Annotated in this window: 18 protein-coding genes, 1 tRNA gene and 1 riboswitch; of the genes, 3 read left to right on the top strand and 16 right to left on the bottom strand. The window is 60.8% G+C overall.

Features of this window, described 5'->3' with window-relative positions:
- Positions 1-329: 329 nt before the first annotated feature.
- Positions 330-1703, bottom strand: coding sequence for a DUF5723 family protein (locus tag B5G16_RS03720; RefSeq protein WP_087261252.1), 1374 nt, complete (start codon positions 1701-1703; stop codon positions 330-332).
- 13 nt (positions 1704-1716) lie between these two features.
- The gene (locus tag B5G16_RS03715) at positions 1717-2679 is read right to left on the bottom strand and encodes a hypothetical protein (protein ID WP_087261250.1); all 963 of its coding nucleotides are present in this window, start codon (positions 2677-2679) and stop codon (positions 1717-1719) included.
- Between the two features lie 121 nt (positions 2680-2800).
- Here B5G16_RS03715 and uvrC point away from each other — a divergent pair, with 121 nt between their 5' ends.
- Both uvrC and B5G16_RS03705 read left to right on the top strand, forming a co-directional pair.
- Complete coding sequence (uvrC, locus tag B5G16_RS03710) at positions 2801-4630, top strand: excinuclease ABC subunit UvrC (RefSeq protein WP_087261248.1); 1830 nt, start codon at positions 2801-2803, stop codon at positions 4628-4630.
- Positions 4631-4873: 243 nt separating this feature from the next.
- Positions 4874-4957 (top strand) — tRNA-Leu (locus tag B5G16_RS03705).
- A 131-nt stretch (positions 4958-5088) separates the two neighbouring features.
- Here the strand turns inward: B5G16_RS03705 and B5G16_RS03700 are convergent.
- The 5 genes from B5G16_RS03700 to B5G16_RS12720 all read right to left on the bottom strand — a co-directional run bounded on the left by B5G16_RS03700 (position 5089) and on the right by B5G16_RS12720 (position 8828).
- On the bottom strand, positions 5089-6855 hold the full coding sequence (locus B5G16_RS03700) for a KAP family P-loop NTPase fold protein (protein WP_162612014.1): 1767 nt from the start codon (positions 6853-6855) through the stop codon (positions 5089-5091).
- A 102-nt stretch (positions 6856-6957) separates the two neighbouring features.
- On the bottom strand, positions 6958-7269 hold the full coding sequence (locus B5G16_RS03695) for a hypothetical protein (protein ID WP_143260819.1): 312 nt from the start codon (positions 7267-7269) through the stop codon (positions 6958-6960).
- A gap of 22 nt (positions 7270-7291) precedes the next feature.
- Complete coding sequence (locus B5G16_RS03690; RefSeq protein WP_087261239.1) at positions 7292-8317, bottom strand: hypothetical protein; 1026 nt, start codon at positions 8315-8317, stop codon at positions 7292-7294.
- A 45-nt stretch (positions 8318-8362) separates the two neighbouring features.
- Entirely contained in the window at positions 8363-8605 is a 243-nt protein-coding gene (locus B5G16_RS03685) for a hypothetical protein (RefSeq protein ID WP_087261237.1), read from the bottom strand.
- A 46-nt stretch (positions 8606-8651) separates the two neighbouring features.
- Complete coding sequence (locus B5G16_RS12720; protein WP_162612013.1) at positions 8652-8828, bottom strand: hypothetical protein; 177 nt, start codon at positions 8826-8828, stop codon at positions 8652-8654.
- A 27-nt stretch (positions 8829-8855) separates the two neighbouring features.
- On the opposite strand from B5G16_RS12720, the gene B5G16_RS03680 reads away from it, so the two are divergent.
- Positions 8856-9266 carry a hypothetical protein gene (locus B5G16_RS03680; protein ID WP_087261233.1) on the top strand — a complete coding sequence of 137 codons (411 nt, stop codon included), beginning with the start codon at positions 8856-8858 and terminating at the stop codon, positions 9264-9266.
- Positions 9267-9426: 160 nt separating this feature from the next.
- Here B5G16_RS03680 and B5G16_RS03675 read toward each other — a convergent pair whose 3' ends face one another.
- The 9 genes from B5G16_RS03675 to B5G16_RS03635 form a co-directional block, all read right to left on the bottom strand.
- Positions 9427-10161, bottom strand: coding sequence for a DUF6064 family protein (locus B5G16_RS03675; RefSeq protein WP_087261230.1), 735 nt, complete (start codon positions 10159-10161; stop codon positions 9427-9429).
- Between the two features lie 9 nt (positions 10162-10170).
- Positions 10171-10731, bottom strand: coding sequence for a threonine/serine exporter family protein (locus B5G16_RS03670; protein WP_239405945.1), 561 nt, complete (start codon positions 10729-10731; stop codon positions 10171-10173).
- Positions 10728-11495 carry a threonine/serine ThrE exporter family protein gene (locus B5G16_RS03665; protein ID WP_087261227.1) on the bottom strand — a complete coding sequence of 256 codons (768 nt, stop codon included), beginning with the start codon at positions 11493-11495 and terminating at the stop codon, positions 10728-10730. The genes B5G16_RS03670 and B5G16_RS03665 overlap by 4 nt, the downstream gene beginning before the upstream one ends.
- Before the next feature lie 192 nt (positions 11496-11687).
- Positions 11688-12161 carry an anaerobic ribonucleoside-triphosphate reductase activating protein gene (nrdG, locus tag B5G16_RS03660; RefSeq protein WP_087261224.1) on the bottom strand — a complete coding sequence of 158 codons (474 nt, stop codon included), beginning with the start codon at positions 12159-12161 and terminating at the stop codon, positions 11688-11690.
- Positions 12158-14293: an anaerobic ribonucleoside-triphosphate reductase gene (gene nrdD, locus B5G16_RS03655; RefSeq protein ID WP_087261221.1), complete on the bottom strand. Its 2136-nt coding sequence runs from the start codon at positions 14291-14293 to the stop codon at positions 12158-12160. Before nrdD ends, nrdG begins: the two co-directional genes overlap by 4 nt.
- A 197-nt stretch (positions 14294-14490) precedes the next feature.
- Positions 14491-14688, bottom strand: a riboswitch (cobalamin riboswitch).
- Positions 14689-14794: 106 nt separating this feature from the next.
- Positions 14795-15514 (bottom strand): polyprenol monophosphomannose synthase, encoded by a 720-nt coding sequence (locus tag B5G16_RS03650; protein WP_087261428.1) that lies wholly within the window; start codon positions 15512-15514, stop codon positions 14795-14797.
- 57 nt (positions 15515-15571) lie between these two features.
- Positions 15572-16267, bottom strand: coding sequence for a DNA alkylation repair protein (locus B5G16_RS03645; RefSeq protein WP_087261219.1), 696 nt, complete (start codon positions 16265-16267; stop codon positions 15572-15574).
- A 101-nt stretch (positions 16268-16368) separates the two neighbouring features.
- Positions 16369-18423, bottom strand: a complete 2055-nt coding sequence (locus B5G16_RS03640) for a TonB-dependent receptor plug domain-containing protein (protein WP_087261217.1) — start codon at positions 18421-18423, stop codon at positions 16369-16371.
- 6 nt (positions 18424-18429) lie between these two features.
- Complete coding sequence (locus B5G16_RS03635) at positions 18430-19350, bottom strand: hypothetical protein (protein ID WP_087261214.1); 921 nt, start codon at positions 19348-19350, stop codon at positions 18430-18432.
- Positions 19351-19362: the final 12 nt, after the last annotated feature.

Raw genomic sequence — 19362 nt, 5'->3', positions numbered from 1 at the left:
GATTTTAGGGCCGCCGCAATCCTTTTCGGAGCGCTCCGAAGCGACCGGAGCCTTTCCGGAGTTCGTACGGGGCAAAGATAGACGAAAGTTTCCGAATCTGCAACGGCTTTGTCCGAAAGTTGCACGTGTGCGACCAAAATGTCGAAAGAGTCGGCTTTTTTGATCCGGATTTCTTTCCCCCCCCCTCTCGCTTTTGCACTGCGAGCTGCTCGCTCCGGATTTCGGACGATGCCGCGCTCCGGGACAAAACGGCAGCCGCCCGGCACCTTGCGGTCGCCGGGCGGTTGCCGTTCATCGGATTCGGGGGTCTCTCCGCTCGTTCCGTCCGCTTATTTGCGGTCGTTCTCGCGGACATAGGCCGCGATACGATGGCTGCGCTTGCCGAGCGGAATGCCGATCCCGAGGGTCAGGTTCATCGAACTCTGCCTGATGGGAACCCACTGCGGGGTGTGCTTGGTGAGCAGCAGGTCGGTGGCGAGGAAGAAGTTGATCCATCCCGGGCAGAGGTTCAGTCCGAGACCGACGGCGCTGCCGCGGTTGTCGAGCACGGAGTAGCTTCCCGAGAGGGTGAACCAGCGCGTGGGGTGGAAGTTCACCGATCCGGTGATGTTGTGCATGGTCTTGTACTCCCAGAAGCGGGCCGTGTAGAGGAGTCCTACGCCGACGCGGTGGTTCCAGACCTCGTATTCGATGCCGGCGTTGACCGATGCGCGGAGCATTTTCGACATGCTTTTACCCTCGACGCTGGTGAATTTCATCATTTCGAGATCGAAGTCGGGCGTGCTCTCCGACCCGTCGTCGGGAACCGTCACGCCGGTGAACTCGGCCTCCTGGGTCGAGACGCCCGAGACGGTGTTCTTCCGGCCCCAGTTGATGAATCCCAGGTCGGTTACGGCCAGCGAGGCCTGCAGGTTGGGCAGGATGTCGTACGTGGCGCCCAGGTCGACGGCAAATCCGTATCCGGCGGGTTTGCGGGGTTTGTAGTTGATGTCTCCGAATTCGAAGATTCCCGTTTCGGGGTCGGGCGTGACGGAGGTTCCGTCGGCGGTGACGTCGATCGTCCCCTTCGTGACGACGGCCCAGCGATCCTGTTGGAGCGAGATGTCGAACTGGTCGTAGTTGACCTGTGCGCGGGCGAGTCCGGCGAGGAACTTGCCCCGCACGCCGATGTAGAGCCGGTCGTTGAGCAGCGGGAACGAGTAGTTGAATCCGGCTTCGAGGTAGGATTCAAGCGTGGCTCCGAAGTTGCTGATGCTGCCCTCCTGCCCGCGTTTGAGGAACTCGAAGAGCGTTTTGGGGAGGTTCATCTCCTCGTTGACGCGCACGTTGAGGTCGAACGACCAGAAGTTCTTGTGATTCTTGGTGAATTTTCCGAATCCGAGGATATTGATCCGGGTGTCGAGCCCCAGAAGGTTGTTCTTTTTGAGGTTTCCGAGGGCCTGGTCGGGCGTTACGGAGCTGTCGAGCAGCGTCACCAGCTTGCCGTCGCGGGCGTAGAGAAGGTTGTCCAGGGCGATGTTTCCGTTCCACCCCATCTGGACCCCGCCGATGACGGGCAGGTTGATGTAGCCGCGCAGGGGCGCGAAGGCGGGGTTGAACTGCGAACGGAAGGTGGAACCCTCCATGAAATAGGCCGTAGGGTTCTGTGCGGCCAGCGACGTCGCGAGGAACAGCGCGGCCAGAAGAAGGTATGTTTTTTTCATGTCGGGATTCGGTTTAGAGGTCGAACTTCAAGCCTCCGCGTTTGATCAGGTGGAGGTTGATTTGGAGTTGGGTGTCGGTATCGGTTCCGCGTTCGAAACCTTTGCCGGGATAGTATTTGCCGAGCGCCACCGAGATCTCGATCGTGATGCCGCGGACGATCGTCCGCAGGTCCTCGGCGAAGAGCTGCGTTTCGGGGAACTCGTTGCCGTCGCGGTTGGCGGCGATGTCGGCCGTGAAGGTGACGTCGGTCGGCGTGAGAACGGGGGTCGCCGTGAGCGAGAGCGGGAGCTTGTTGTCGATCGTGCCGGCGATATGGAGCGTGTTCCGGCTGTCGGGGGTTCCCTCGGGGTCGAGGTTGTCGGTGAGCATGTTGACGATGTCGTCGCTGATGTCGATGTGCTCGATGTCATAGGAGAGTCCCGAGAGGTTCATGTCGAGCGTCGAGAGGTAGTTGCCGGCGAGGCTTCGGACCTGTTCGGCGAGCTGTTCGTGGAGAAGTTCGTTGTCCCGGAACTCCCTCTTGAAGGTCTCCTGGAAGGTCTCCGGGGTGACTCCGGGAAGCAGTGGCGCGAACGATTCGTAGTATCTCTCGCTCAACAGCGAGGTCACGTCGTCGAGTTTGGCGTCATCGGTCTCCATTTCGGAGATCAGTTCCGGGAGCAGTTCGTTCTTGACGAATTCGGGATCGTCGGTGAGCTTCTGCACGAGGATGAACGATCCGTTTTCGTCCTTGTCGGGCAGTTGGGTCGGAAGCCAGGTGTCGGCTTCGTTGAAGAGTTCGTCGATCGGCGTCTGATCGTTGCTGTTGAGTTCGTCGATTCCGACGATGACTCGGGCCAGGGGAATTTCGAACCGGGAGCTCTCGTCCCCGATGGCGATGTTGTCGGTGTCGATCTTGGTGAGGTCGTAATTCTGATCGACACAGGCCGTTGCGCAGATGCCGCACAGAACATACAGCGGAATGAATCTTTTCATAGGCATGGGAGTGTGTGAAAATGACCCGCAAAGATAATTAAATCCGGACAAATAAACCAAAAAAACGAACGTTTTTGTTTATGTGCAATTTCGTGACAATTTTGTTACATTTGCAGCACGTATGGATGCCGATGTGAAAAGCACGTTGAAGGAGCAGGTTGCGCTGCTTCCGTTGTCTCCGGGGGTCTATCAGTTCGTGGACCGCACGGGGACGATCATCTATGTGGGGAAGGCGAAGAGTCTCCGCAAACGGGTTTCGTCGTATTTCGTGGAGTCGAAGGAGCACAGCGCGAAGGTCCGGGTGCTGGTCCGGCAGATCGTCGGGATCCGCCACATCGTCGTGGGGAGCGAGACGGACGCCCTGCTGCTCGAAAACTCGCTCATCAAGAGCCTCCAACCGCGATACAACATCCTGCTCAAAGACGACAAGACCTACCCGTGGATCGTCGTGCGTCGGGAGCCCTTCCCGCGGGTGCAGTCGACGCGGCAGCTGCTGCGCGACGGCTCGCAGTATTTCGGGCCCTACGGGTCGGTGATGATGCAGCACAGCGTGCTGGAATTCATCCGCGAGGTGATCCCGCTGCGGACGTGCAAGCTCAACCTCTCGCCCGAGCAGATCGCCCGCGGGAAATACACCGTCTGTCTGCAATACCACCTGGGGAACTGCAAGGGTCCCTGCGTGGGTGCGCAGAGCGAGGCGGAGTATGCCCGTCAGGTCGATATGGTGGTCTCGGTGCTCAAAGGCGACCTGCGTCCGGCGCGCCGGTATCTCGAAGGGGAGATGGCGCGTGCGGCGGCGGAGCTGCGCTTCGAGGTGGCGCAGCGTTACAAGCAGCGGCTCGACGCGCTGGACCACTATGCCGGGAAGTCGGTGATCGTGAGTGCGAAGATCGTCGACGTGGATGTCTTCTCGCTGCTGCCGGACGACGATGTGGCGTGGTGCAACTTCGTGCGGATCCGCCACGGTTCGGTGGTGGGCGTGCAGACCGTGAAACTCTCGGCGGGTGTCGAGGGCGACGAGCGCGACATGCTGACGCTGGCGATCCAGTACATGGTCGAACATGTGGCGGGCGGCGAGTTGGCCCGGGAGGTGATCGTTCCGTTCCTGCCGTCGACGACACTGCTGTTCGACGGCGTGACGTTCACGGTACCCAAGCGGGGCGAAAAACTCGACCTGCTGGAATTTTCGCGCAAGAGCGCCCGGATCTACCGGGCCGAGGAGCTCAAAAACCTCGAAATCCGGAATCCCGAACGCCATGCGGAGCAGCTGCTGTCGGCCCTGCAAAAGGAACTGCGGCTGGACCGTCCGCCGCGGCACATCGAGTGCTTCGACAACTCGAACCTGCAAGGGGCGCATCCGGTAGCGTCGTGCGTGGTTTTCCGCGACGGGAAGCCGGCACGCAAGGAGTACCGCCACTTCAACATCAAGACGGTGGAGGGTCCGGACGACTACGCCTCGATGCGCGAGGTGGTCTACCGCCGTTACAGCCGCTTGCAGGCGGAGGGCGGGGAGATGCCCGATCTGATCATCGCCGACGGCGGAAAGGGGCAGATGGGGGTGATCCACGAGGTGTTGGAGGCATTGGATCTGGACATCCCGATTGCCGGACTGGCGAAGGACGACCGGCACCGCACGGCGGAACTCTATTGCGGTTATCCTCCGCTGCTGGTGGGCGTGCGGCCCACGTCGCCGCTGTTCCATTTCCTGACGAACATTCAGGACGAGGTGCATCGCTTTGCCATTTCGTTCCACCGTCAGAAACGCAGCAAGGCCTTCATCCACAGCGAGCTGGAACAGATCGAAGGCGTCGGGGCGAAGACGATCGAGGCGTTGCTGCGCCATTTCCGGACGGTGGAGAAGGTGCGTGCGGCGAACTGGGAGGAGTTGTCGGCGCTGATCGGTCCGGCGAAGGCGCGTAAGGTTCGGGCCTATTTCGAAACGGGGAAGTGATCCGGGCGCGGGAGGATGAGTTTATTCCGGATGCGGATGTTGTGGGAATGCGGGGCCGCAGGCAGGATGAGGGATGGAATGGGAAAATAATTCTGTAAAATTTCTTGCAATTGCCGGATTTTTTCTATCTTTGTCCACCCGATTCGCCGCGACGGGATCGGATTCGATCCGGCCTTTTGTGCGATACGATGCGTATTGCGAGGGGAGGCCGAGGTGTGAACCCGATGCGGAGCGCGGAGATCAGCCCGGATGGCGGAATCGGTAGACGCGTTGGTCTCAAACACCAATGACAGCAATGTCGTGCCGGTTCGACCCCGGCTCCGGGTACACAGCAAAGAGGCAATTATTTGATTTTCAAATAATTGCCTCTTTGCTGTTTTGTGATTGTTCCCGAATTGTTCCCGGCGAATCTGTAAAATCCCGTGTTGTAGTTCCGCGTGACAACTCTGCAAGAACAATCAGTTGCCTTTTACCTCGTAGCCGAGTTTATTGCGCAACAGATCGAGCAATTTGGCAAATTCGGCAGGCTTGCCGTTGACCTGCGTTGGCCAGTTGGCCGCAATCACGATCTTTTTGTCTGCCAACTGAATGGTCGGGATGTCCGGACGCCGGCCGAAGAAGTCGACGCTGCCCCGTTCGGCAAGTTGAGCCAAATACTGATCGTAATCCATGAAAACCTTGTCCATATTGCGCTTGATGGCAAAGACTTCTTTGAGGCGTTCGTGGGTCGTTTCGGGATGCTGCGTGATGTAATATTCCACCACGTCATGCACGAACTCGGTCTTCTTGGCGTATGGTTTGCCATTGAAACTGTAGGTCTGCGTATCTCGATTTCGTTCGCCCGGCTTTTTCATCGGGCCGTCAAAGGCCTTCAGATTCGTGACGGCCGACAATTCCAGCGTTGAGGCGATCATCTCTCCCAAAATCGTGTCGTCTCCGACCAACTCTGCAATTTTGTTGAAGAGTGCCGAAACACTGAACACCCGGCTACTCAAATAGGTCTCCTTCTGACACATACGGAAAACCACCTTTTCCCACTCTTCATCGAATTCCTCAGTGGCATCGAGCGATTCGAGTTCGGCTTCGGTCAAGGGTCTCAACTTGAGTTTCGAGGCGATTTTTTCGTTCCAGGATTTGAAGTCCGGCTCTTCAGTCAATTGGTTGTAAATGTATGGATAGGCGATTTGTACGCACACAAGCGCATAGTTCAGTGTCTTGCCGAGACGCTCCTGCGAGGATGTCTCGCCTTGATTCTGCATCTCGTTGATGATCGAGATCAGCGCAAGCGTATTGGTCAGACGCTTGAGCGAACGGGGATTGCTGCCCACCGAGAGGCGCGTGATTTCGGAAAGCGTTTCGGCCAGGGCAGGATCATCGAGTTCCGCATCGGTGAAAAACTCGATCTTGCGAAGGGCATCGACCAGAAAGGTATCCACGTTGTACGACGCAACGGGCATCGAGAAGGGCAGTTGGATGATCTTGTCGAAGAACGACCGGAACTCCCGTTCGTTGGCGTCGGTCAGCTCCCCGAACTTGGGTTTGAGCCCCTTGATAACCACGTCGTAGTCGATGGCCAGGATGAAGACACATTTTTCCAGATCGAAAATGTTTTTCAGCAGTTCGAGAATCTCCACGGCAACGGGAGGATCGATTCGGTCAAGGTCGTCGATGTAAAAGGTGAAGCCCTGCTTCGAGGGATCGCGGAGCAGCGCATCGTTGATCAGTTTGGCGATCTCCTCCTTGAGTTGAAGAATTTCCGAAGAGGCCGTGTTGGCTCCTCCGGCAAAGAACTCGTCGACCAACTCCCCGTCGATGCCCACGGCCCCGGCTGCGACCTTCGTGCCGACGGCGGCCATCTTCTTGAAGAGCCCGCCGAGCTTCTTTTTGCTCTCCTCCCAGCGCTGCATGTTCGGGTTCAGGGCGCCGATCTGGTTGATGATGCCCTCGAGGATAGAAATGATGGCCTGCGGCGGCGTCTTCATCAGCGAATACTGCCACGTATTGATCCAGATCGGATAGAACGGCGCGTTGTCCACTTCGCAAAGGTTGTAGCGGAGCATGTTCATCAGTGAGGTCTTGCCGCTGCCCCATTCGCCCTGCAGGGCGATGGTGATGGGGGTGTCCGTCAACCGGATGTAACGGATCAGCGCATCCTGATAGACCTGGATGCCGAAGAGATCGTCCTGCGTATGCTGACGCGGAACGTCGATGATGCTTGATTTCATGGATGAATAAAATGGTTTTATGGTCGTTGGCCGCATGATTCGGGATGCGGGCGGTTTGTTGTGAAACGCAAGCGTCCGATCTTGGGCGGCCCGTAATCCGGACTATTCCCAGACGCCTTTCTTGCAGCCCGTCTTTTCGCAATATTCGTTGAATGCCGACAAGGTCATTTCATCGCTCGACCCGCTTGTATAGTAGCGATTCCCGGTCGATTCGGTGTAGCAAACCTGGCAGTAGAGTCCGAATACCGTATCGAACTCCTTCTCGAGGCTCTTGATCTTCTTGTTCCCGGAGATCGAGATGGTGCCGCCGGAATCGGCCCGCCGGACCGAGGCCAGGGTTTTCGCGCCGTCGATGGGGGTGATACGCTCCCCTTTTGCCACCTGCTGGCGGGCATAACTGTAATAGATGCCCAAACGCAGATAGGGAAATTTGCGATTAAATTCCTTGCGGAGGGTCTCGATCTTCTTGTTGCCCGTCACCGTCAATTCCGTACTTTTGGTTGCCGGGGACGCCTTCCGGGCACTTGCCGTTGTCGTTTTTTTCGCCGTTGCGCTCTTCTTGACGGTGGTTGTGGCCTTCTTGACTGTTGCAGTCGGTTTCTTGCCGGCTGCAGCTTTCTTGGTGCTCGGAGCCTTGGGAACTGTTGTCATGATAGTCGGTTTTATAGATGGATGATGGATTCATTTCGGCGATCCGGCGGCCGGCATGGGCCTGTCGCGAATCGTCATACGTTACGGTGGCAATGTCGTAATTGTACCCGCGAACCGAATCGGGGGCAAACCGGGTCACAATCTCGGTTTTGTAGAGGCGCCCGATTTTCCGGGCCAGCAGTGAATCGTTGTTCGTCAGGGCCATGTCCAGCAGTTGGTCGCAGCGGTCGTTGTAGAAGCGTACCCACGACTGGTAGACGACATGGTCGATGGCGGCGGGATTTGCCGCAGCATCGTTGTTGTAAAACATGCCGTTGGCATGGGTTCCCTCGGCCAACGGAGCCCCTTCGACCGGAATGGTGACGAGCAGACGGATCAGTTCGTTGTCGTCGTTCCCGCTCTTCGCACCGAAGTAAATGGCGGCGGTTTCCTGTCCGAAGACATAGCCCAGAGCCGAGTGGTAGCGCTCCTGCAGCATGCGGGCTTGCGGCACGTGAAAGGCATTTGCCTTCCATCGTCCCAGTTCATCGGAGTAGTCCGCATAGAATTCGGAAAGAATGGCATGGGCCCCTTCGAAATCACCCGCAGCACACCGGTTTCGGTAGTCGGTCCGTTTTTCGTAGGCGGCTTCGGCGGCCCATTCAGCCCGTTCAACCGGGATCGAAAGCAGCGCCAGAACCACAAGCCACACGATGACCGATGCGATGCGGTATCCGCGTCGCCAGAGTAGGGACTGCCACAGATCATGGAGGATGCTTTGGATCGAGATCGGTCGGGACTGGGTCCCGTTTTTCTTTTTTCTGCTGTTCATCGTCGCTGAAAAGTCTTGCAGATCGACTGGAAGGCCGTCGGAGGGCTATTTGCAACGTTTCAAGGCGTCGCGTGTCCGTTCGACCTCGTTTTTCAGATACTCGATGCGGCGCTCGTGGGCGGCGGCCTTGTCGATCTTGTTCTTGCGATAGGTGGCTTTGGTCGAGGTGTTCGAAGCGTTTTTGATCAGACTGGCATAGTTGGCGTTGTCGCGCTTCTTGGCCTCGCGTTCCCGGGCAATTTCGGCCCGCAGGTCGACGAGCCTTTTCTTGTAGTATTCTTTGCTCATGATGGATAATCGATATGGAGATGGTTTCGGAAAAGTCCGTTTCTGCTCAACAATAATTGGCAAGGACCGGCTCCAGAATCAGCCGCACGAAATAGATGGCTGGAGGCCATGCCGCGAAGCTCCACATGTAGCCCAGCACGGCAAAGATCTTGAAGCGGAAGATTTCGTTGCGGGATTTGGCCCAGAACCACCTCGGAGGAATGTCCAGCCGATAGGCCAGCATACCGAAGATAAGTCCGACGGCAGTTCGGTGACGCTGTACTACAACGGATTGCGCGCGGCGACGAAGGCCTATTCCTGTGAACCCTACTTTGGAGGAGTAGCGTGGTTCGGCGGCGACGCCGGCGGCGGCCACGGCACGGGTGACAGCAAGTGGTGGGCCGGATGCAAGATCCTGTGTTCGGAGCTGCGGCTGTGGTCGGTCTGCCGTACGGAGACCCAGATCCGGAACGACATGACGATGACCAACGCCTCCTCTGCGGATCTGGTCGGTTATTGGCGCATGGACCGCACCACGTCGAATGTCCTTTCGGACGGCGGTTCGACCCGTTACACCTTCGAGGACTGCTCGGGTAACGGCTATACGTTGGAGACCACGGTCGCTCCGACGTGGGTTGAGAACATCAAGTCGACGGACACGGAGACTGCATGGCCCGAGTGACGTCGGGACCGGATGTTCCGAAAGTTTGAATCCCGGGCCGCACAGTCTGCGGCCCGGGATTCTGTTGTACGGGCGCCGGGGAATCCGGCCCGGACGGTTCGCCTGGCGGGTCCCGTCTCTCCTTACGGGGCTTCGGCCCTTTTCCGCTCCGGGAGCAGGGCTAAATCTCGGCGAAGAGGTTCAGCTGGTGCAGCAGCGTGAAGGTGAAGAACCCGCCGATGATCAGACAGAGAATCCCGAGCAGGGCGTTCAGCACGTGCGGACCGGGCTTCGAATGCGCGGGGTCGAGCATCCGTATGTACTCGCGGAAGAAGAGGTAGAGCGCCGGGACGACGCTGCATGCGAGCAGGTAATCCTCCGGAATGCCGAAGAAGTAGACCTTCGAGAGCCCGATCAGGGCCCAGTGGCAGAGGAACATGGCCAGTATGATGTTGACCCGTTCGGAGAAGGCCAGCATCAGCCCGATGGTGAAGACGGCCACCGAGCAGGGCATGACGGGCGAGGTCATCATCGGGAACGAGCGGCCCAGGGCCAGCGAACAGAGCGGATAGGCGAGCGGCATGAGGAACAGCACCCCGGCGAAGAGGGCATGGTGTCCGGTGCGTTCGAGGGATGCGTGCTTCACCGCGAGGTCGTAGATCCAGATGGCGCCCATGATGGCCCAGAACAGCGCCAGCAGGGTATGGTATTCGCGCGGTTCTCCGTAGACGAGGTAATATACGCCGGCGATCCAGAAGTTGAGCAGGGCCATGTAGATCTTCATGGCCGTGCGCACGGCTCCCGAGGGCCGTTTGTAGAGCAGCAGGGTCAGTACGGCGCCGGACAGCACGAGCAGCAGTTGTGCGGGCCAGGTAGCGGCGTTGTAGGCGGCGATCGTATTCCAGAAGGTTTCCATGCGGAGGGGTTATTTTTCGGTCTTGCCGCTGTCGGGAGTCCCGGATGGTTCCGATGACTTCGGGGGGTGCGGCCGGTCGGATTTCCGGCGGCGGGTCAGGGAGAAGGCCCGGCGGTTGAAGACGAAGATCGGCAGCGTGGCCCCTGCGGCGAGCAGGGCGATGACGCTCAACGAGACGGTGGCATTGAGGAAGAAGAGCTGCATGTATTGCATGCCCTGTCCGGGGTCGTTGAGCGATTGCAGGAACATGATGAGCGAAAAGACGCTCTTGTAGGCGTAGATGCCGGGGACCATGGGCAACAGGGCGGGGATGTAGAGGACGGTCATCGGACAGCGGATTCCGCGTCCGAGCCAGAGGCTTCCGAATCCGATGAGCATGGCGGCGCAGAGCGATGCCGAGGCGATGTCCACGCCGGCGCAGTTCATCAGACAGAAGCGCAGGGCGTGGCCGGCGGCGGCGAGCAGGGCGATGCGCGGGAAGGCCCGCATCGGGGGATCGGAGATGGCGCCGAATCCGATGGCGGCCACGGCTGCGAAGAGCCCGTCGAGGAGGATGTCCGCAGCGATCATAGCAGGCTGTCCTTGACCATGAGGAGGGTTGCCGAGAGGCCGACGGCGATGCAGATGATCAGCAGCAGGGCGTTGATCAGCCGGCTGCAACCGATGAGGATGTGTCCTTCGACGATGTCGATCACGCCGTTGATGAGCGGAACGCCGGGGACGAGGAAGAGGACGCTCGTGGCGAGGGCCGTTTCGGCCGTGCAGTCGAAGCGCAGGGCGGACGAAGCGCAGAGCGAGGCCATGAAAGCCGCGATGATGAAGATCAGGAAATGGTTGACGCCGTGTGCCTGCATGCGCTGTTTGGCGGCGAATCCGACGAGCGTCGAGGTGAAGACGATGGCCATGGCGGTCCAGTCTCCGCCGAAGAGTCGGCAGAACGAGGCGTTGGCCAGGCCTACGGTCAGCAGGACGAAGATCGGGTCGATTCTGGGTTTGGAGGTGAGTTCGGCGTAGCGTCTTCGGATCTCGTCGAGGGTCAGCCCTTCGTCGAGGGCGTCCCAGCTCAACGCGCTCAAGTCGGAGTTGCGCTCGAAACTGATCGGCAGGGCGGGGATCTTCACCACACGGGTGAAGGCTTCGCCCGTCTCCCCGTCGCGGACCGTGAGGATCGTGCTGCGCTGGAAACTCGACAGCTGGATATCGACGCCGAGCGATTCGCCGATGCGCTGCGAGTTGCGGATCGCCCGCGAGGTGTGGACGCCCGACCCGAGCAGGTAGGTGGCATACTCGGCGATGAAGTCGAGGATTTCCGTGAGTTCGTGCCTGGTTTTCATAATCGGGGGCAAAATTAGTTTTTTTCACTGTACCCCGTACTGCCGGGGCAAAAAAAATGCCGCCGCGCCGACCGGCATTTGCCGGGAGGGGCGCGGCGGCGGTCCGGGCGTTCGGCGGGAGCCGGAATGGGTCGTATGGCAGACGACGCGAAAGGGGTTACTAATCTCCGTGTTTTCCGGCTCCCGGGAACGTCAGATGGCTTTCCGGCGGAATCGTCCGGTGATGTCGTTCATGGTGCCGTCGGGGCCTATGCGGTAGAGTCGCTGGTTGGTTGTCGGGGCGGTCAGCGGGCCGCGGGCCGCGATCCAGGGTCCGAGTTTCACGTAGTCGAACGCCGCCGGACGGAATGCTTCGGGCAGCTGCGCCCGTCCCGAATACCAGCCCACACGGAGCCGGGGCCACTCCCGCCGGACGAACTCCGCCAGCCGGGCCACCCCGCCCGGATCGGCGTCGCCGCCCATGAAGCAGACGCAGGTTACGGACCGTCCGTAGAGGCGGAGCAGGGCGGCAAGCTCCCGCTCGTCGAGCACGCGCCCCGAGTCGCTGCACAGGTGGGGGCTGTGGCATCCCGGGCAGCGGTTCGGGCACCCGGTGAGGTTGATCGCCAGGGTCGTCTCGTCGGGAATCTCCGCGAAAACGATGTCGAAGTTGTGGTAGCGGATCATGCGTTGGCTGCGTTTTCCGGACGGAAGCCTTCCGGCCCCTTTTCCGCCGGGGCGTAATAGCGGCGTGCGGCCTCCTGCTGGCGGGCCGCCGAGAAGTTCGAGACGCGCTTCATGTAGCCGATCACGCGCGTGAGGTAGTCGAGATCGGTGCCGTGGCACTCGGGGCATTCGTGCAGATAGCGTTTGTCGATGTGCCCGCACCGGTTGCAGACCGTGTTCGGGATGTTGAACGTGAAGTAGTTGCACCCTTCTCCGGCAGCCACGCGCAGCAGGTGGCGGTACTGCTCCTTCGAGAGATGCTCTTCGAGGTTCATGTGCAGGGCCGAACCGCCGGTAAGGTGCTCGATGTAGCGGCGTCCGTGGAGGCGGAACTTGTCGATGATGTTCAGCGAGGGGTCCTCGACGACGTAGAAATAGGAGTTGTAACAGTCGCGCGGTACGGCATAGCCGTCCTCGCGGTCCCACTTGGCGTGCTTCACGCCGACGTTCTCCGCCGGGATCATCTCGCAGTTGAACATCAGCTCCTTCGAGCGGTATTTGCGGTTGCAGCGCTCGATGAGCCCCAGCACCTCCTGCACGAACGAGGCGTAGCGGTCGTTGTCGCTGATCTCGATGCCGAGGAACTCGGCGGCTTCGACCAGTCCGTTGACCCCGATCGTCAGATATTGGCGCGCGAGGTTGATGTACCCGGCGTCGAACAACGGCAGCATGCCTTTGGCCTGCAACTCTTTGAGATTTTCGTTGTAGGCGGTCTGGACCTTGTGCGTGAGGTCGACGATCTCTTCCAGGAAGGCGAGGTAGTGCATGCCGTTGCGGGCGGCGTACTGGATGCAGCGGTTGAGGTTGATCGTCAGCACGCTCTTCGATCCGGTGGAAACGCCTCCGGCGCCGAGCGTGTAGCTGAACCCGTTGTCCTGAATCTCGTTGCGCAGGCGGCAGCACGACGACAGCGAGTCGGCGTTGTCGCTGATGTAGGTGAAGAACGAGTGTCCTTCGGCATACATTTCGGCGGTGAAGTCGCCCCATTCGCGGTCCATGACGTCGCCGTCCTTCGTCAGCAGGGCCATCGTCTCGACGGGGAAGGTCAGCACGGTCTTGGTCCGTTCGCGGTTGAACCACCGCATGAACCGCTTCTGCAACCACGAGAGCGATTCCCAGTGGGGTTTCGAGCCGTCGGGGAAGACGAACTCCCCGAAGAGCGATTCGAAATAATAGCGGTCGTAGTAGGCGACGTTCCAGAAGACGGCCTGGAAGTTGCGGGCTCCGGTGGGCTGGTTGATCGAGTAGACGATCTGCTCGAAGCAGTCGGTGATGACCTTGTCGAGTGTGCGGTGCTTGCGCGAGAGGTCGACCACCTCGTCGGCGCGCGTGTAGTAGTCCTCGCCGTACTCCTGTTCGATGAAGTAGTTCATGTACATGAGGAATTCGGGCGTGGCGCAGGCGCCGGACAACATCGACGAGACGATGAAGACCATGTTGACGAAGCCGCCGCAGAAGGATTTGAGGTTGGTCGGGCGGGTGGAGTTCCCGCCGATGGAGATCGTTCCGCCGAGCAGCCAGGGGTACATCGTGATCGAGGCGCAGTAGTTGGCCATCGAGGTTTCGTCGTTCTTGTAGATGAAGTGGTTTTTGAGCAGGTGGATGTACTTGTCCGCCAGTTCCTTTCCGTACATCTCCCTGATGCGGTCGGTGAGCAGCCGGCGGTTCAGGCGGATGAAGTTCTGCTTGGGGAGTTCGCCGATCAGGGTGGCGATGTTCTTGTTCTCGACGTTGGCGTTGGCGTCGTACTTCGATCCGGTTGCGGGGTTCGAGGCGGCGCAGTAGTCGGTGAGGAACCGGAGTTTTTCGCGTTCTTCGCGATCCTCGGTGTGCTTCTGGCGGTAGAGCATGTAGCTTTTAGCCACGGCGAAGTAGTGCTCGGCCATCAGGGCGACCTCGACCTGGTTCTGAATCTCCTCGACGGACATTCCGTCGGCGACGTGCACGCGGCTCAACACCGAGGTGAGGTCGTCGTCGGTGGCGTACCCGCCCACGGCGAGGAAGGCTTTTCTGACGGCGCGTTTGATCTTTTCGACGGAGAAAGCCTCGCGTTTTCCGTCGCGCTTGACGATGTAGAGTTCCGAAATGCCCATAGCGGTCTTTTTGAAGGTTTGTCTTTGTTCGGGGACAAACGGACCTGGCGGGGGCGGCGATGCGGGGTATCCGGATCCGTCTGGCGGCAGCGTGCAGGGTAGCCGGGAGCAGGACGAAGTGCGGCGGGCGCATTCCGTATCCGAGGTCGTATGTCGGTGTTAAAAAGCATTGCGGCCCCGCCTTACATCCCGAAGGTTTCGGCCTCTCCGTCAAGGCAGGTCTTCTGACTCGCTCCCGCCGCACGCCTTCCCGTCCCCGTGGGGACAGTGGCAAAGAGTGTGCGGTGTTTTTCGGAGCTTACAGCTACGGGCATAGTCCCTGATTCACACAGGAGTTCCCTTTTGATCCCGGACCGGCAGCCGCCGGCGGGGAACCTTGCACGGAGACAAAGATAGGGATAGTTCCGGATCGTGCAAGGGTCGGACCCGAAATTTTAATGAACAAATTATGAACAACCGCGGAAAACCGCACTCCGGGGCTTCCGGACCCGACGTTCGGTGCTACGGGCGCCGGCGGATTTTGCGGAACGGGAGCCCCAGGACGCCGAAAAGGGCCTCGCGGAAGATTCCGCCCGACATCTTGGAGGTTCCTTCGGTGCGTTCGACGAAGACGATCGGGATTTCACGGAGCCGGAGCCCGAGCCGCCAGGCGGTGTACTTCATCTCGATCTGGAATCCGTAACCCTTCATGCGGACGGCGTCGAGGTCGATGGTTTCCAGCGCACGGCGGGAGTAGCAGACGAATCCGGCCGTGGTGTCGTGCAGGGGCAGGCGCGTGACGAGCCGGGTGTATGTCGACCCGAAATAGGAGATCATCAGTCGCGACAGGGGCCAGTTGACGACCTTTCCGCCCTTGACGTAGCGCGAACCGACGACGACGTCGTAGCCTTCGGCCGCGGCGGCGCAGAGCCGGACCAGATCGTCGGGGTTGTGCGAGAAGTCGCAGTCCATTTCGCAGATGCAGTCGAATCCGTGTTCGAGCCCCCATCGGAAGCCGGTGAGATAGGCGGTTCCGAGCCCCAGTTTTCCGGTGCGCTCGATGAGGTGGAGCCGCCCGGGGAACTCCTGCTGGTGTTCGCGGACGATGCCGGCCGTGCCGTCGGGCGATCCGTCGTCGATGACGAGCATCTCGAAGGGTTCGGGCAGCGAGAAGACCCTGGCGATCATCTTTGCGATGTTCTCCTTTTCGTTGTAGGTCGGTATGATGACGAGTCTGCGCATGGCGGATTCCGGAATGAATTCGGGCGAAATATACGACATATTTTCCGAAATCCGACGTTATTTCGTGTTTCGTTTCAGCGCACGTGCGGCGGCTTTCCCTTCGGGCGATACGCGAAACGACTCTCCGATCTTCTGAATGGTCTTGTTGAAGGTCCAGTCATCGAGCGGACACTCCTCGCGCAGCCAGTGCAGCGTCCGCTCGGGGAACTTCACGTAGCAGACCGAGAGGGCCCATGCGACGCCCATGCGGGCGTAGTAGGCTTCGTGGCGGAACGTTTCGAAGTGGCGGAAGAGGGCATCGAGGTGTTCCTCGTCGATGAAGTTTGCGGTGGCCATGACCACGGCGAAGCGGACGTCGTATTCGGCCCGGGCGCGGAAATAGGGCTGGATGAAGCGCCACATCGGCTCGCGTTCCTCGGTGCGGAGTTTCCAGCAGAAGCAGTCGCACAGGGCCCAGTTGTCGATCCGGGGGACGAAGCGGGCGACGAGCGGGAGTTTTTCGTCGATCGGGCAGCGGGCGGAGGCGATGACCATTCCCTGCAACATGCGCTCCTCGAAGAAACGGCAGTCGTCGCGGACGGCGAATTCGCGCCAGTTGTCGTCACGGACGATCCGGCGGGCCATTTGGCGGAGCTGCGGGATACGGATGCCGAGCATCTCGCCGGCGCCGGGGATGATCCGGGCGTTGAAGTCACGGTAGGCCGGGTCGGCCATTCCGAGGAGTGTTTCGCGGAGGTTTTCGAGATTGGTCATGTTTTTCGTTGTTTTTCAGGGTTGCGGCAACGGCTGATTATCGGATTCGGGAATGCGGTTCTGCGGTCGTACCGCCTTCGGATTCGGGAATGGGGCCCTGTTCATCGACTTCCGAATTTCGGCGTAATACCGATGAATACGGCGGCGTTGAGCCGCGGCATGGGGCGCCCGAGCACCGACTGATACTCCTCGTTGAAGAGGTTGTAGATGCAACCCTTGACCGAGAGCGCGAGCCGCCGGAATTCGAGGTTTTTTTCCAGCGAGAGGTCGTTCATGATGTAGGGCGGGACGCGGCCCAGCACGCCGAGGTCGTTGTCCGACATGGTGAAACGCTCGCTGTACCACTGCCATTTGTAGACGAGCTCCCAGCGGCGCCACGCCACGCGGGCCGTGAGGGCCGCCGACCAGACCGGGATGTAGACCAGCTGCTTGCCGACCGACTCGTCGGCCGCGGAGAACTTGTCGCCGCGGTTGACCGAACGGGTCCAGGCGATGTTTCCGTCGCAGGCGAGACGCCAGCCCGAAGGGGTTTCGGTCGATCCCGCGAGTTTTCCCTCGACACCGTAACTGTGTACGCGGCGGATGTTGATCGGGGTGTAGACGCCCTGCTTGGCGGTTGCGATCCAGAGGATCCAGTCGTCGATGCGCGAGTCGAAGGCCGTAGCCGAGAGCCGCAGCGAGCTGCGGCGGCTTTTGAGCGACGATTCGACGCCGGCGTCCCAGGTCCAGCCGCGTTCGGGGTCGAGATCGGGATTCCCGCCCGGCTGGAAATAGAGGTCGTTGAGCGTGGGGTAACGGTAGTTGCGGGCCGCAGAGGCTTTCAGGACGACGTTGCCGCGCTTCGCGAGCAGCCAGTCGACGAACAGCGCCGGGATGAGGGGCGTCGAGCGGTCGCCGTAGAGTTCCCAGCGCAGGTCGGCGGCGATGCCCAGCCGCGGCGTGGGGCGCCACTTGGCCGAGGCGAAGGCCGAGAGTTCGAAACGCTGCTGGCGGTAGAGCGTGTCGGCGCGGCGGCCCGTGGTGGCGTCGATGAGCGAGAGGTCGCCGCTGTTGACGCGGTGCTGGTGGGCCGATACGTTGGCTGCGAACATCCACTTTTCGTTCGGGGCGTATTCGGCTTCGGCCCGGGCGAAGAGGGTGTGGATGCGGCTCCGGGCGTCGGTCACGGGGGTGAAGTTGCCCTGTCCGTCGGGATCGGACTCCATCAGGTAGCGCAGGTCGTCGTAGGTGTACCCGGCGCGCACGCCGGCCTTCACCGCTCCGAAGAGCCGGTCCCAGGCGGCGACGGCGCGCAGCGTGCGTTCGGCCTGGGAGTTGCGCTTTTCGCGCGAGGTGTTGCGGTCCGAGGAGAGGAGGGCCAGCCCGCGGTCGGTGTCGAGATACCAGGCCGCCAGCGAGAAGCGGTCGCCCTGCCGCGAGGTGTAGTAGAACTCTTGCAGGAGGTGCAGGTCGCGGAAGGCACCGTTGCGGTTGCGTTGCAGGGGGTAGCAGGCGTCGACGATCTCGCCGTTGTCGTTGGTGACGAACTGCTTGGAGTCGTAGTTGCGGTAGCGGAAGTCGTTTTCCGAGGTGCTGACCAGCACGCGGGTCACGGCGCTCCACCGCCCGGCGCGGTAGCTCAACCGGAGGAACTCGTCGAAGGTGGTGAACGACCCGACGCCCTGTACGTACCGCATGGCGAATCCGCGGGTCTCGGGCTCCTTCGTGGCGAGCGTGATGGCGCCGCCCAGCCCGCCGCCGGTGATTCCCACGGAACTGGCGCCGTGGTAGATCGAGGCGTCGTCGACGAAGTACGAAGGGATGAGCGAGAAGTCGACCTGTCCGAGCATCGGGGAGTTCATCTTCATGCCGTTCCAGGTGACCTGCGTGTGGGAGGGCGCCGTGCCGCGGAACGAGGCGGTGGCGAGTGTCGCGCGGCCGTAGGACTTGATGAAGATGGTCGATCCGGAGCTCAAAGCGTCGGCCAGCGACGAGGAGATGTTCTCGCGCAGGAGGGCGCTGTCGAGCACGGTGCGCTGCACGCCGATCTCCTTCATGGGGCGCACGCCGGCGATCTCGACCCGTTCGATGTCGACGGTGCGGGCCGTGGAGTCGCGCTGCGCGAGGGCGGGCCCGGCACAGAGCAACGCGATGAGTATGGCGGCGATGCGCAGCACGTCGGACTATTCGGTTCGGGTGAAGGTGCGGTAGCAGCCGACGGCGCACACCTCGGTGGAGATCTCTCCCACGTTGTTTCCGGCCTTGTAGTTCACGCCGGTCTGGATCTTCACGAAGTCGATCCGGCGGAGGTTGGCGGGGTTGCCGTCGGTGTCGACGGCGTTGGCGATCCGGAACCGGTTTTTCATCCCGGCGCCGTCGATCGACGAGGCGTTGTCGGCATATCCCCAGGCGAAGGCCCGCATGTCGTAGATGCCCGTCTCCTGATCCGGCTCGACGTTGTCGGGGAGCCGGGTTCCGGTGTAGGTCAGCGGCTGCACCCAGGCCGGGACGTAGCTCTGCGTGTGGATGGTGCGGTCGATCGAGCCGTCGCCGCCGTTGTTGTCCGTCCAGGTGACGGTGCCGTCCGCCTGTTCGGCGTAGGTCGCCTCGTAACCGAAGCGGGTTTTCGGATTGTCGTACTCGCTGCCTTTGAGTTCGTACCAGGTTTCGCCGACGTGCGAGTCGTCGCCGTCCGAATCCTGCGCCACCCAGACGATCCCCGGCTCGGAGGAGCCGTTGAAGGAGTTCCCGGTGACGTAGAGGTCGTAGTCCGAGCCTTCGGCGGCGGGCACCGGCTCGTCGAATCCGAGGACGATGTATCCGCCCCAGCCGCCGAGCGAGACGAATCCGTAGGTGACGGTTTCGGCCCCCGGATCGGGCGTTCCGCCCATGTTGAGCCGGGCCTGGGCATAGGCGGCGGCCGCTTCGGGGGTGGTGATCGGCGCGTCGGCGGGGAACCCGGCCAGCGAGCTGTTGATGAACTGCCCCGGTGCGGGGGTGTATTCGAGGACGCGCGAGGCGGGCTCTTCGACCGTTGCCGTGGTGATCGTTTCGCTCGAATTGCAGGCCGAGACCAGGAGCAGGAAAAGTGCGTATTTTTTCATGGAGTCAGTTGT

The sequence above is a fragment of the Alistipes sp. An66 genome, assembly GCF_002161445.1.
Lineage (GTDB): Bacteria > Bacteroidota > Bacteroidia > Bacteroidales > Rikenellaceae > Alistipes > Alistipes cottocaccae.
This window is presented reverse-complemented; position numbering and strand designations above follow the sequence as displayed.